The sequence below is a fragment of the Streptomyces sp. HUAS MS02 genome (assembly GCF_055702265.1).
In genome coordinates this window covers 8,337,775-8,350,773 of record NZ_CM146747.1, presented here as the reverse complement: position 1 = coordinate 8,350,773, position 12,999 = coordinate 8,337,775, and the positions used below count along the sequence as shown (strand labels likewise).

The following is a 12,999-nucleotide window of genomic DNA, read 5'->3' as shown; positions in this document are numbered from 1 at the left end:
GCAGTTGTTCACTTGTCGTTTCCGTGTGCGCTGCGGCGTACGCGTAGTTGTGGCTGTGCACATTGGCCGGATCCGTCGCTGGAGGCGCATTCATGTCACACCGTCCGCCGAGTTCCCTGCCCGGTCGCCGCAGCGTGCTGCGCGGCACGTTCGCCGCGTCGGCGGCGCTGGCGCTGCCCGGTTCCGTCGCGCTCGGCGCGGCCCCCGCGCTGGCCCTCTCCGGGCGGCCCAGGGCCGGCTGGGGTGTGCAGGCCGGGGACGTGACCGCGCACTCCGGGCTGGTGTGGGTGCGGTCGGACCGTCCGGCGCGGATGATCGTCGAGACGTCCGCCACCGAGTCGTTCCGCAACCCGCGCAGATGGCACGGCCCGCTGCTGGACACCGGCACGGACTTCACCGGTACGACGCGGCTGCGCGGGCTGCCCTCGGGCGAGCAGATCCACTACCGGGTGCTGCTCGCCGACCCCGACGACCCGCGCCGCACCGGGGAACCGGTCACCGGGACGTTCCGTACGCCGTCCCTGAAACGCCGCTCCGGGGCGCGGTTCGTGTGGTCGGGCGACCTGGCCGGGCAGGGCTGGGGCATCAACCCCGACCGGGGCGGCTACCGGATCTTCGACGCGATGGGCGCGCTGGACCCGGACTTCTTCCTGTTCAGCGGTGACACCATCTACGCGGACGGCCCGATCGCGGCGACGGCGGCCCTGCCCGGCGGCGGCACCTGGCGGAACATCACCACCGAGGAGAAGTCGAAGGTCGCCGAGACCCTCGCCGAGTTCCGGGGCAACTTCCGCTACAACCTGCTGGACGAGAACCTCAAGCGGTTCAACGCCCAGGTCCCGGCGATCGTGCAGTGGGACGACCACGAGGTCACCAACAACTGGTACCCGGGCGAGATCCTCACCGACGGCCGCTACACCGAGAAGAGCGTGGACGTGCTGGCGGCGCGGGCGCGGCGGGCGTTCGGCGAGTACTTCCCGATCTCCACGCTGCGGCCGGGCTCCCGGGAGGGCCGTGTGCACCGGGTGGTGCGCCACGGTCCCCTGCTGGACGTGTTCGTGCTGGACATGCGGACGTTCCGAGAAGCCAACTCGCCCGGTACGCAGACCACCGACCCGGTGGGCATTCTCGGCGTCGAGCAGTTGGAGTGGCTCAAGCGGGAGCTGTCACGGTCGCGCGCGGTGTGGAAGGTGATCGCCTCCGACATGCCGCTCGGTCTGGTCGTGCCCGACACCGGGGACGGCAAGCCGAACATCGAGGCCGTGGCGCAGGGCGACCCGGGCGCTCCGCTGGGGCGGGAGCTGCAGATCGCCGAGCTGCTGCGGTTCATCAAGCACCGCCGGATCACCGGCACGGTGTGGCTGACGGCGGACGTGCACTACACCTCGGCGCAGCACTACCAGCCCTCGCGGGCCGCCTTCACCGACTTCGAGCCGTTCTGGGAGTTCGTCTCCGGGCCGCTCAACGCCGGTGCCTTCCCGGCGAACGCGCTGGACGGCACCTTCGGTCCCGAGCGGGTCTTCGTCAAGGCACCGACGACGGCGAACGTCTCTCCGGCGGGCGGCTACCAGTTCTTCGGCGAGGTCGACATCGACGGCCACAGCGGGGAGTTGACGGTCCGGCTGCGGGAGCAGGACGGGACCGTGCTGTACACGAAGGTGCTCCAGCCGGGTCTCGTCGGGCAGTGACCGACGCCGCGCAAGATCGGCCCGAGGTCGCGTTCTAGCAGGTCAAGGGCGATTGTCAGTGGTCGCCCCTACCGTTTTCCCATGACGCGATCTTTGCAGTCCGTGGCCTACACGCGACCCTCCGTGCTGGAGTCCGTGACGGGCGGACACCGGCTGGGGCTGGAGACCTCGCGGGGCGCGACCCCGACGGGGGTCGAGGACCATCCACGGTTCTTCACCGGCTTCCTGACCTCTCCTCAGGTGGCCGCGGCGGGGCTGCTGGCGGTGGCCGACGTGGCGGCGGCGCGGTACCACCAGCAGCAGCTGCGGTCCTCGCTGGATCCGGTGGTGACGGGCAACGGGGACCGGCTGCGGTTCGAGTCGTTCTCGGGCTGCGGAGGGGTCTACGCCCGTCTGGACGTGCTGGGGCCGGGCCTAGACGGTGGCGAGGTGGGACACGGCACGACCAATGTGGACGTCAACAACCCCCTGCGGCAGGCCCTGTCCCGGGTCGGCGGAGACGACCCGCTCCATCTGCGGGTGGGCCCGGAGGAGTTGGCGGTGACCACGACGGCCGGTCCGGTGGTGGAGAAGAAGGTGCCGCTGCCGGACCGCTGGCTGCGCGGCTTCGCCGAGGCGCAGGTGATCGCGGCCGGGTTCGACCTGCGGGCCGAGCTGCCGGCCGCCGAGGCCGTGCGCTTCCTGCGGTCGCTGCCGCGTGGGGGCGCGCGCGGGGCCTCACGCGGTGCCCAGTGGGTCGTGCCCGCCGGGCGCACCCTGCGGCTGACGACACGGCCCGTCCCGGGCGCGGTGTGCCTGCCGGGCCCGGAGCGGCTGGTAGCCCTGCAGCGCGTGCTGCGCCATGCCACGGCCCTGCGCGTGTACGGCCCACCGGCCACCGGCGCCACCGCCCTGCCCGGCGCCTGGGAGATCGTGCTCCCGGGGATGCGGCTCACCCTCACCCTGTCCCCGGAGGCCGGGCGGGGTTTCTCCGGCGAGGGTGGGGTCCTCGACGCGCTGGCGACCGACGAGGCCGCCGAGGACGCGGAACTGATCGCGGTGCTCCTGGCCTGGGAACCGCGTGTCGACATCGGTGACCTGGCCGTCTCCTCCGGTCTGCCCGCCGACCGGGTCCGGGCGGCGCTGACCCGGCTGGGCACCTCCGGCCGCGTCGGCTACGACACGGCCGAGGCGGCGTACTTCCATCGCGAACTCCCCTACGAGGTCGACCGCGTCGAGCGCCACAACCCCCGTCTGCGCGCGGCCCGCGCCCTGCTGGCCGCAGGGGCGGTCGCTCTGGACGGCGACCTCGCCACGGTCACCGCCGAGGACGGCCATGTCCACCGGGTGCGGGACAGCGCGGGCACTCTCAGCTGCTCCTGCCTCTGGTGGGCGAAGTACCGGGGCGGACGCGGCCCGTGCAAACACGCGCTGGCGGTACGGATGGTCCGCCGGGGCGCGGCGGCGGAAGCGAGCGGGGCCGGGATCGACGGGGGTGCGCGATGAGTACGCAGACGCTGATCGGGGCGGTGCGCGCGGGGAAGGTGGCCGATGTCGTCGCATTGGTGGACGGCATGACGGACACCGAACGGCGCGCGTGCGTACCGGAGTTGAAGCAGCTGCGCAGGGAGCTGCGGGCGGAGCCGTGGCGGTCTCCGGCCCAGCGGGCGTATCCCGCGCTGCATGTCGCCGGCGCGGCCTGTCAGACGGGTGCCGCAGCCGTGGCGGCCTGGCTCACCGGGTCCGAGCTGCGGTGGCGGCAGGCCCCTCCGGCGGTGCTCATCGAGGTGCTCGGGGACCGGGACCCCGAGTGGCTCGGCGACGTGGTGTGCCGGCTCGCGGAGCGTCCGCTCTCCGCCGGCGTCCGGTACGAGCTGATGGCGGGCCTCGTGCGCCTCGCGGGCTGCCCGGTGCCCACCTCGGAGGCCTACGTGCGGGGCTGGATGGACCACATCGGGCGAGCACGCCGCCCGACCGGCACGGTCATCGGGAACCTGCGCGGCGACCCGCATCTGGCGGAGCTCGTCGCCGCGCTGTTCGAGACGGAGGAGGTCGGCGCCCGCAGCACCTGGCGGTACGGCGTCGGACCGAACGACTGGACGTACGCCCTCACCCAGCTGACCCGTGAGGGCCTCCTCGACCGCAAGGCCATGGTCGACGGATGCGTGGCCCGGCTGCTGCGCGGCGGCGGTTCCACGGCGGACGACAAGGTCTTCGTCGGGCTGCTGGCCGCGCTCGACCTCACCCGCGACGAGCGGCTGGAGCGGATCGCGGACTGGACGGCGCTGTGCGCGGACGCGTCGTCCACGGTGGCCGCGCACGCCCAGGCAGTCCTGGCGGGCCTCGCGCTCGACGGCGGGCTGGGGCCGCGCCGGCTCGCCGAGCTGACCGACGCGGTGCTCTTCCGCACCGAGAAGAAGCTGGTCCGGGCCCAGCTCGTGCTCCTGGGCAGGACGCTGAAGAAGGACCCGTCTTTCGCGGCCGACGTGCTGCCGGCGGTGGCCCGGGCGTTCGCTCACGAGGACACCGATGTGCAGGAGCGGGCGCTGAAGCTGGTGGAGCGCCATCTCGGTGACCTGGGCGACCTCGGCCGGAACGTCGAAGCCTCGGGGGCACGTGAGGAGATCGCCGACCATGCCTCCCGGCTGAGCCCGGGACTCCGCGCCCGGGCGCAGCAGCTCCTCGGCGCCTCGATGGCGGAGTCCACCCCTGAGGCGTACGAGGAACTGCTCCCGCCCGTTCCCTCGCCGACACGCCTCGCGCCCGCACCGGAGTCGGTGGCCGAAGTGGCGGAGGAGGTCGGCGCCCTGCTGGTCGCGGACGGCGAGGTCGGCGCGTTCGAGCGGGCGCTGGACGGACTCGTACGCCACGCGTACCGGGACCGGGAGGCGCTCGTGGAAGCGTTGCGTCCGGCGGTGTCGCGGCTCTGGTGGGCGGACCTGGACCCGGAGTCCGTCGGCAGGTACTTCCGCGAGTCCCCGTACGGCCTGGAGATCGTCGTCGCGGCTCTCGTCGAGCGGGTACGCACCCCCGCACTGCTTCCGGCGCACAGCGGGCCGACCGACTCCCACGGTTGTGTGCACAGCGGCCTGGCCGGGGTGTTCGAAGCCCGGCTGCGGGAGATCGCGTACCGCGTCCGGACCGACCCGATGCCGTTCCTGCTGGCGACGCCCACCTGGAGCACGGGGGCGCTGGAGGCGGCGGAGCTGGTGGCGCGGCTCGACGTGTATCGGCAGTCGGGGTCCCGGCCCGGCGAAGCGGACTTCGCGCAGGCGCTGCTGCGTGTGCGGCGCGAGGACACGGCCGCGCTCGCGTCCGCCGCGGCGGCGGCCGGGCGGCTGGGGACGCAGGAGGGCGACCGGCTGGCCGAGTGGCTGCGGACGGACATACCGTCCCAGCCCGTCGAGCGCTGCCGTACGGCCGGGCCGAGGATCCTCGTGGAGTTCGGCGAGCTTCCGGAGCTGCGGAGCGCCTTCTTCCCGCCCGAGTTCCGGCGCCTCGGCCGCCCCCTCTCCGTGTACCGGGGCAGCTGGCGCTGCCCCCACTGGAGCCACCGGGACTGGCGGCACTGGCTGGCGGTGGTGCCGGACCGACCGGAACTGATGGCGGGGCGTGTGCTCCGTGACCTGTCGCAGGCGGTCATCGAGGACACCAGGACGGGGTTCTCGTTCCTGCCGGCTCTCGCCGAGGCGGAGGGCGAGGCCGGCGATGCCGTGCACCTCTGCGTCGCGTACGGCCTGGGCGCGCGGCGCCCGGAGGACCGGCTCGCCGCCGTCGACGCCCTGCTGGTGCTGGCGGCACGGGGCCGGTTGGACGCGGAGCGGCTGGGCACCGATCTGGGGCGGCTCGCGGTGGTGGCGAGCGTCAGGCCGACGCGCCTCGCCGACTCGATACGCGCGGTGGCGGCCACCGGGGCGTACGGCACCGCCTGGTCGGTGCTGCGGGAGGCGCTGCCGCCGCTGCTGGGCGAACTCGTGGGCGAGGGAGCGGCGCAGGGGAAGACGCCGGCGCGCGGTCTCGGGGGATTGGTGGCGGTCGCCGCCGAATGCGCGGAGCGGTCCGGGGCACAGGGGATGCTGCCACATCTCGCGGAGGTGGCGGAGAGGAAGGGCTCGTCGCGGGTGGTGATCCAGTCGCGGCGGTTGCGTGCGGCGCTGGTCTGACCTCTCCGGTCACCGTTGACATCGGTTCCGACAGCATCAGTCATAGAAAAAGCAACAAAAGGTGCGGAACGATGCTTTTACCGGTCAGTCACAAAGCGTTCGTGATCACGCAACACCGTTCGTCCACAGTGGCCACATGACTCAGGACATGTCCGATGTGACGCGGGCGAGCCACGGCCGCCCCACGCACCACCCGCTGCGCTCCGCCCTCACCGGGGTTCGCGGCTGGTGGGAACGGCGCCACGGTCACGCGCCGCCGCCGAAGGATACCGACGCCCTGCCGCCGCTCGCCGAGGGGCGGCAGGCCGGGCCGTCGGAGACGCTCGCCCCGGTGGTCACAGGTGCGACGTTGATGTGGCGCATGCGGACGACGGTGAAGGACGAACCGGGTTCGCTGGCCGCGCTGTGCACGGCGCTCGCGGAACTCAGGGTCGACATCCTGAGCCTGCAGACCCATCCGCTGGCCGAGGGCACGGTCGACGAGTTCCTGCTCAGGGCGCCCGAGGAACTGTCCGCCACCGAGATCGGCCGGGCCGTGTCGGAATCGGGCGGCACCGAGACCTGGATCGAGCGCGGCGACGCCCACGACCTGATGGACGCGCCCACCCGGATCCTCGGTCTGGCCACCCGCACGGCGCTGGACGCGGCGGAACTCCCGCTCGCGCTGCGGCAGTTGCTCGGCCGCTGCACGATCCGCTCGCTGCCCGCCACCGCCCCCGGCTCGGGGCGGGCCCTGGAAGGCGTCCCGGTCGAGGGCATCCTGGAGGACACGGTGATGCGGCTGCGGGCTCCGGAGGGCGGCGTGATCACCGTGGAGCGGCCGTATCTGCCGTTCACGCCGACCGAGTTCGCGCGGGCCCGGGCGCTGGTGGAGCTGGACGCGCGGCTGGGGCCCCGCATCCCGCGCAGCCAGGACGTGCTGACCCTGCCGGAGGGCAACGACATCATGGTGCGCCGCGCCGACGCCGGCGACCTGCGGGCGGCGAGGGCCATGCACGAGCGGTGCTCCGCGCGCACGCTGACCATGCGGTACCACGGGCCCGTGGGGGACGCCGACCGCTATCTCAAGCACCTGCTCAGCCCACGTTTCGGGCGGACGCTCGCCGTGCAGACGGCCTCGGGGCGCCTCGTCGGGCTGGGACACCTCCTCTGGGACGGCGACGAGACCGAGATCGCGCTGCTCGTCGAGGACGAGTGGCAGCGGCGGGGCATCGGCGGTGAACTGCTTCGCCGACTGGTGGAGATGGCGGCCGAGACGGGCTGCGAGAACGTGTATGTGGTGACGCAGGCGTCCAACACGGGGATGGTCGCGGCGATGCGGGGGCTCGCGCTGCCGCTCGACTACCAGATCGAGGAGGGGACGCTGGTGATCACCGCGCGGCTGTCCGAGGCGGGGGGCTCCGAAGCGGGGGTCTCCGAAGCGGTGGAGGGGCGGCGGCGGGTCTAGCGAGTGGGGTGACCGAGCGGGTGGGGTGACCTACCGAGTGGGTCGGGCGCGGGTGAGTGGGGGCTGGTCGCGCAGTTTCCCGCGCCCCTGAGGGGGCGCGGTTGCCAGGCGGTGGTTGCATGGCACGGGGGTTCGGGGCCGGCCACCGGGCCCGACTGGCCACCTGACTCGGCCCCCACCCAACTGACTCGGCCCAGGCCCCGTCGGCCTGCCCGGTAGCCCACCCGCCACCCTGCCGCTAGGCGCGCCCCGTCGAGAACGCCGGCCCCTCGTCCTTGCTCCACTCTCTCGGCAGGGCGGTGGCCGTCTCTCCCAACGCGTGGTCCAGGTCCGCCCACAGGTCGTCCGTGTCCTCCAGGCCCACCGACATACGCAGGAGACGGTCACTCACCCCGGCGCCGCGGCGGTCCGACTCCTCCACTATGCGGTGGCTGATCGAGGCCGGGTGCTGGATGAGCGTGTCCACGCTGCCGAGGCTCACCGCCGGGGTGATGAGGCGGACGCCTGCGATGACCTCGTGCGGGTCGCCGTGGACCTCGAAGGCGATCATGGCGCCGCCGATGCTCGGGTAGTGGACCCGGGCGACACGCGGGTCGGCGGCCAGGCGGCGGACGAGTTCGGCGGCGGTCGCGGACGCCGCCCGGACGCGGACCGGGAGCGTGGACAGGCCCCGCAGCAGGAGGTAGCCGGCGAGCGGGTGCAGGACGCCGCCGGTGGCGAAGCGGACCTGGCGGAGCCGTCCGGCGAACTCCTCGTCGCAGGCCACGACCCCGGCCATCACGTCCCCGTGCCCGCCGAGGTACTTGGTGGCGCTGTGCAGGACGAGCCGGGCGCCCTGTTCGACGGGGCGTTGCAGGACGGGCGTGGCGAAGGTGTTGTCCGCGAGGAGCGGGACCGAGCCGCAGGCGTGCGCGAGGGCCCGCAGGTCGATCTCGGCGAGCGTCGGGTTGGCCGGGGACTCGACCAGGACCAGGCCCGTGTCGGGGCGCAGCGCGTCCGCGACGCCGGCCGGGTCGACCCAGGTGACCTCGGTGCCGAGCAGCCCGGCGGTGAGGAGATGGTCGCTGCAGCCGTAGAGCGGGCGTACGGCGACGACGTGGCGCAGGCCCATCGAGGCGCGGACGAGGAGGACGGCGCTGAGGGCGGCCATGCCGCTGGCGAAGGCGACCGCGCTCTCGGTGCCTTCGAGGCGGGCGAGGGCGGTCTCGAAGCGGGCGACGGTCGGGTTGCCGAGCCGTCCGTAGATCGGCGGGCCCTCCGGCTGGGCGCCGTCGCCGGCGAAGGCGTCGATGCGGGCGGCCTCGCCGCGGCTGTCGTACGAGGGGTAGGTGGTCGACAGGTCGATCGGCGGGGCGTGCAGGCCCTGGCGCGCGAGGTCGTCGCGGCCGGCGTGCACGGCCTCGGTGGCCAGTGCTCTCGGCGTGGTGCGTGCGTGGTCGTACGCGTGCGTGCTCGCAGAGTTCATGGAGGTCAGAGTGAACATCGACCGGGTCCCGGGGTGCGAGCACCGTGTTACGTTCGAACAATGGCCGATTCTGTCGTACTCGATCCGGTGGACCTCCATCTGCTGCGGCTGTTGCAGAACGACGCCCGGGCGACGTACCGCGATCTCGCGGCGCAGGTCGGGGTGGCGCCGTCCACCTGTCTGGACCGGGTGACACGGCTGCGCCGTGCGGGCGTGATCCTCGGCCACCAGCTGCGGTTGGATCCGGCCAAGTTGGGGCGAGGGCTGGAGGCACTGCTGTCGGTGCAGGTCAGGCCGCACCGGCGGGAGTTGGTGGGACCGTTCGTGGAGCGGATCCGGGCGTTGCCGGAGTCGCGGACCGTGTATCACCTCACCGGGCCGGACGACTATCTCGTGCACGTCGCGGTCGCGGACATGGCGGATCTGCAACGCCTGGTCCTCGACGAGTTCACGTCGCGGCGCGAGGTGGCGCGGGTGGAGACCCGGTTGATCTTCCAGCAGTGGGAGTGCGGGCCCCTGTTGCCTCCGGACACGGACCGGCCCACACCCTGAACCGGCGAACACCGTCCGGCCCCCGGCGCGCCTCACACACGTCACCCGCATGACGCCCTGAGCGGAATCCGGCCGACGTAAGGCTCAAGCGCGGGTTAAGCAGCTGACGCCGATCCCGTGGCCGTACCAAGATTGTCGGCATGTCTGACACCAAGAGCCCCCTGCCCCGTGAGGTCGCCGACGCGTACGTCGACGACCTCATCGCCCTCGACCCCGTGACCGGTACGTATCTGGGTGTGAAGGAGAGCTCCGGCAAGTTGCCGGACACCTCGCCGGCCGGTCAGGAGGCCCGCGCGGAGCTGATCCGGACGACGCTCGCGCGCCTCGACGAGGCGGAGCGGCGACCGGGCGCGGACAGTGACGTCGAGCGCCGGTGCGCGCGCCTGCTGCGCGAGCGGCTGACGGCGGAGCTGGCCGTGCACGAGGCCGAGGAGGGGCTGCGCGCCGTCGGCAACATGGTCACGCCGCCGCACGAGGTGCGTGAGGTGTTCACGATCACCCCGGCGGAGACCGAGGAGGACTGGGCGGCGATCGCGGAGCGGCTGCGCGCGGTGCCGGCCGCGTACGCCGGTTATCGCGAGTCCCTGGCGCTCGGCCTGGAGCGGAAGCTGTACGCGGGTCCCCGTCCGACCGCGACCTTCATCGGCCAGCTCACCGAGTGGGCGGACACGGACGGTTCGGGGCGCGGCTGGTTCGAGGACTTCGCGGCGGCCGGGCCCGAGTCGCTGCGTGCCGAGCTGGACGAGGCCGCGCGCGGGGCGACCCGGGCCGTGGTGGAGCTGCGCGACTGGATGCGCGACGTGTACGCCCCGGCGGTGGAGGGGGCGCCGGACACGGTCGGCCGGGAGCGCTACGGCAGGCTGGTCCGCTACTTCACGGGTTCGGACCTGGACCTCGACGAGGCGTACGCGTACGGCTGGGCCGAGTTCCACCGTCTCCTCGGCGAGATGCGGGAGGAGGCCGCGAAGATCCTGCCCGGCGCCGAGACGCCCTGGGTGGCGCTCGCGCACCTGGACGAGCACGGGCGGCACATCGAGGGCGTCGACGAGGTGCGCGCCTGGCTGCAGTCGTTGATGGACGAGGCGATCGAGGCGCTGGACGGCACCCACTTCGACCTCGCCGAGCCGGTGCGCAGGGTCGAGTCCTGCATCGCCCCGCCCGGTGGCGCGGCGGCCCCGTACTACTCGGCCCCGACCGAGGACTTCTCCCGCCCGGGCCGCACCTGGCTGCCGACGATGGGGGCGACCCGCTTCCCGGTGTACGACCTGGTCTCCACCTGGTACCACGAGGGCGTTCCCGGCCACCATCTCCAGCTCGCGCAGTGGGTGTACGTCAAGGACGACCTGTCCCGCTACCAGGCCACGATCGGCGGGGTGAGCGCCAACGCTGAGGGCTGGGCCCTGTACGCGGAGCGGCTCATGGACGAGCTGGGCTTCCTCAAGGACGCGGAGGAGCGGCTGGGCTATCTGGACGCGCAGATGATGCGCGCGGCCCGGGTGATCGTCGACATCGGCATGCACCTGGAGCTGGAGATCCCGGCGGACTCGCCCTTCCACCCGGGCGAGCGCTGGACCGTGGATCTGGCCCAGGAGTTCTTCGGCGCCCACAGCAGCCGGCCGGCGGACTTCGTGGAGAGCGAGCTGACGCGCTATCTGACGATGCCGGGGCAGGCCATCGGCTACAAGCTGGGCGAGCGGGCCTGGCTGCTGGGCCGGGAGAACGCCCGGCGGCGCCACGGCGAGGCCTTCGACGCCAAGGCCTGGCACATGGCCGCGCTGTCCCAGGGGTCGCTGGGCCTGGACGACCTGGTGGACGAGCTGTCCCGGCTGTGATCCGGTCCGGCCGGGCCCACCGCCGCCCACCACGGCGGCGCCCGGCCGCTACGGCGGGGCCCGCGCACCACGGCGGGGCCCGGCCGCTACGGCGGGGCCCGCGCACCACGGCGGGGCCCGGCCGCTACGGCGGGCCCGGCCGTCGCGCCGGTTCCCTCACATGCCGGCCAGGGGTCTCACCCTGACCAGGCCCAGCCAGGTCTCCGGGCCCGTCGAGACCCGGGCGGCGCCGACCCCGTAGTGGCCGGGTGCCAGCTCCACCCGTACATGGTCGGTCTCCCTCAGCGACCTGCCGGGCCAGACGGCGTCCAGGAGGACGACCGGACCCGGCACCCGCCAGCTCAGCTCCGGCCCCCAGACCGCGCTGTCGAGGGCCGCCGGAACACCCGAGAGGAGTTCGGTCTCGGAGTCTGCCGCGTACCAGCGGACGAAGACGCCGTGCTCGGGCAGATACGCGGTGGACGCGGGCTCGTCACCGAGGACCAGGGCGCGCGTGTCGCCGACGGGCAGCAGGCCGGCGTCTCCGTCGACCTCGCAGGCCCGGTCGTAGTCCGAGGACGTCTCGTCACCGTCGGCGCCCGCCCAGAACGGCAGCACCGCCTCAGGTATCGCGATGAGCGGTCCACCGCTCGATTCCACCCACCGCACCACATCGGGCACCACCGCCGCGTCCGCGTATCCAGCCATGCCCAGAAGCTACACGGCGGCCGTCGAGACGAACTCGGCGCCCCCGAGCGCCTCTTGACAAACTGTCAGCAACGGTCCGGACGGCAGCACCGGGTCAGCAGCCGCAGTGCTCGGCGTCCACGGGCGCGGTGAGCGGGTCCGCCGTGCGTCGCGCCTCGCCCTCCCAGGTCTCGTACGCGAAGCCCTCGCGCGCCCAGTACTCGAAGCCGCCGAGCATCTCCTTGACCTGGAAGCCGAGTTCGGCGAGGGCGAGGGCGGCGCGGGTCGCGCCGTTGCAGCCGGGGCCCCAGCAGTAGGTGACGACGGGCACGGACTTGTCGAGCAGTCGCTCGGCCTGTTCGGGGATGAGAGCGGTGGGGAGGTGGACCGCACCCGGTACGTGTCCCTGGTCCCAGGACGCGGTGGAACGGGAGTCGAGGACCACGAAGCCGGGGTCGCCGTCGGCGGCGAGCGCGGCGGCCACGTCGGAGACGTCGGCGTGGAAGGCGAGACCGGCCCGGAAGTACGCGGCGGCCTCGGCCGGGGTGGCGGGGGCGACCCGCAGGACGGCGTTGGCGGCGGACGCGGTGGCGATGGTCATGAGCTGGCCTCTCCCTCGGGGAAGCCCTCGTTCCCCGCACCGGAAATCTACGGCGGACGATCACTGTCCCTGAAGGGGCGATCCACGGCTCTGACCTTGTTCGGCCGGGGATTCCCCTGCTATTCATCGGGGATGGCCGCGAATTCCCCGTATCTGCCCGATGCCACCGACTGGCGCATCCTGGAGGTCCTCCAGCGCGAGGGCCGGGCCAGCTTCGCCGAGCTCGCCCGTGCCGTGTCGATGTCGGCGAGCGCCGTGACCGAGCGGGTGCGACGCCTGGAGGAGGCGGGTGTGATCCAGAGCTACGCGGCCGTCGTGGACCCGGAGCGGCTGGGGCTGCCGATCCTGGCGTTCGTCCGCCTGCGCTACCCCACCGGGAACTACAAGCCGTTCCACGATCTGGTGGCCGTCACGCCGGAGATCCTGGAGGCGCACCACGTCACGGGCGACGACTGCTTCGTGATCAAGGTCGCGGCCCGTTCGATGCGTCACCTGGAGGAGGTGTCGGGCAAGATCGGCGCGCTCGGCTCGGTGACCACGAGCGTCGTCTACTCCTCACCGCTGCCCCGCCGCCCGCTGGGGCGCTGACCTCGCTTCGCGGCGCCA

The 12,999-nt window shown here is 73.2% G+C and carries 10 protein-coding genes; 7 read left to right on the top strand and 3 right to left on the bottom strand.

The annotated features are described in order from the left end of the window. The first annotated feature begins 92 nt into the window (after positions 1-92). The 4 genes from ACZ9QC_RS36100 (at position 93) to ACZ9QC_RS36085 (ending at position 7,277) form a co-directional block, all read left to right on the top strand. Positions 93-1,688 (top strand): alkaline phosphatase D family protein, encoded by a 1,596-nt coding sequence (locus ACZ9QC_RS36100; RefSeq protein ID WP_472916923.1) that lies wholly within the window; start codon positions 93-95, stop codon positions 1,686-1,688. A gap of 81 nt (positions 1,689-1,769) precedes the next feature. Continuing rightward, positions 1,770-3,173, top strand: a complete 1,404-nt coding sequence (locus ACZ9QC_RS36095) for an SWIM zinc finger family protein (protein ID WP_472916922.1) — start codon at positions 1,770-1,772, stop codon at positions 3,171-3,173. Further along, positions 3,170-5,830, top strand: a complete 2,661-nt coding sequence (locus tag ACZ9QC_RS36090) for a DUF7824 domain-containing protein (RefSeq protein WP_472916921.1) — start codon at positions 3,170-3,172, stop codon at positions 5,828-5,830. Before ACZ9QC_RS36095 ends, ACZ9QC_RS36090 begins: the two co-directional genes overlap by 4 nt. Before the next feature lie 136 nt (positions 5,831-5,966). Continuing rightward, positions 5,967-7,277, top strand: coding sequence for a GNAT family N-acetyltransferase (locus ACZ9QC_RS36085; protein ID WP_472916920.1), 1,311 nt, complete (start codon positions 5,967-5,969; stop codon positions 7,275-7,277). 238 nt (positions 7,278-7,515) lie between these two features. Here the strand turns inward: ACZ9QC_RS36085 and ACZ9QC_RS36080 are convergent, their stop codons facing one another. Beyond that, positions 7,516-8,742 carry a trans-sulfuration enzyme family protein gene (locus ACZ9QC_RS36080; RefSeq protein WP_472916919.1) on the bottom strand — a complete coding sequence of 409 codons (1,227 nt, stop codon included), beginning with the start codon at positions 8,740-8,742 and terminating at the stop codon, positions 7,516-7,518. 60 nt (positions 8,743-8,802) lie between these two features. On the opposite strand from ACZ9QC_RS36080, the gene ACZ9QC_RS36075 reads away from it, so the two are divergent. Beyond that, positions 8,803-9,294, top strand: a complete 492-nt coding sequence (locus ACZ9QC_RS36075; protein ID WP_472916918.1) for an Lrp/AsnC family transcriptional regulator — start codon at positions 8,803-8,805, stop codon at positions 9,292-9,294. Between the two features lie 140 nt (positions 9,295-9,434). Beyond that, complete coding sequence (locus tag ACZ9QC_RS36070) at positions 9,435-11,126, top strand: DUF885 domain-containing protein (RefSeq protein WP_472916917.1); 1,692 nt, start codon at positions 9,435-9,437, stop codon at positions 11,124-11,126. Positions 11,127-11,282: 156 nt separating this feature from the next. On the opposite strand, the gene ACZ9QC_RS36065 is transcribed toward ACZ9QC_RS36070, so the two are convergent. Further along, positions 11,283-11,813, bottom strand: a complete 531-nt coding sequence (locus ACZ9QC_RS36065; RefSeq protein WP_472916916.1) for an immunity 21 family protein — start codon at positions 11,811-11,813, stop codon at positions 11,283-11,285. 94 nt (positions 11,814-11,907) lie between these two features. Further along, positions 11,908-12,393: a rhodanese-like domain-containing protein gene (locus ACZ9QC_RS36060; protein ID WP_472916915.1), complete on the bottom strand. Its 486-nt coding sequence runs from the start codon at positions 12,391-12,393 to the stop codon at positions 11,908-11,910. A 132-nt stretch (positions 12,394-12,525) separates the two neighbouring features. Between ACZ9QC_RS36060 and ACZ9QC_RS36055 the strand changes: the two genes are divergently transcribed. Beyond that, a complete protein-coding gene (locus ACZ9QC_RS36055; RefSeq protein ID WP_472916914.1) occupies positions 12,526-12,981 on the top strand; it encodes an Lrp/AsnC family transcriptional regulator in 456 nt (151 codons plus the stop codon). Positions 12,982-12,999: the final 18 nt, after the last annotated feature.

Coding starts and splice junctions, on each gene's coding strand:
- ACZ9QC_RS36100 (WP_472916923.1), top strand. CDS start 93: ATGTCACACCGTCCGCCGAGTTCCCTGCCCGGTCGCCGCAGCGTGCTG.
- ACZ9QC_RS36095 (WP_472916922.1), top strand. CDS start 1,770: ATGACGCGATCTTTGCAGTCCGTGGCCTACACGCGACCCTCCGTGCTG.
- ACZ9QC_RS36090 (WP_472916921.1), top strand. CDS start 3,170: ATGAGTACGCAGACGCTGATCGGGGCGGTGCGCGCGGGGAAGGTGGCC.
- ACZ9QC_RS36085 (WP_472916920.1), top strand. CDS start 5,967: ATGACTCAGGACATGTCCGATGTGACGCGGGCGAGCCACGGCCGCCCC.
- ACZ9QC_RS36080 (WP_472916919.1), bottom strand. CDS start 8,742: ATGAACTCTGCGAGCACGCACGCGTACGACCACGCACGCACCACGCCG.
- ACZ9QC_RS36075 (WP_472916918.1), top strand. CDS start 8,803: ATGGCCGATTCTGTCGTACTCGATCCGGTGGACCTCCATCTGCTGCGG.
- ACZ9QC_RS36070 (WP_472916917.1), top strand. CDS start 9,435: ATGTCTGACACCAAGAGCCCCCTGCCCCGTGAGGTCGCCGACGCGTAC.
- ACZ9QC_RS36065 (WP_472916916.1), bottom strand. CDS start 11,813: ATGGCTGGATACGCGGACGCGGCGGTGGTGCCCGATGTGGTGCGGTGG.
- ACZ9QC_RS36060 (WP_472916915.1), bottom strand. CDS start 12,393: ATGACCATCGCCACCGCGTCCGCCGCCAACGCCGTCCTGCGGGTCGCC.
- ACZ9QC_RS36055 (WP_472916914.1), top strand. CDS start 12,526: ATGGCCGCGAATTCCCCGTATCTGCCCGATGCCACCGACTGGCGCATC.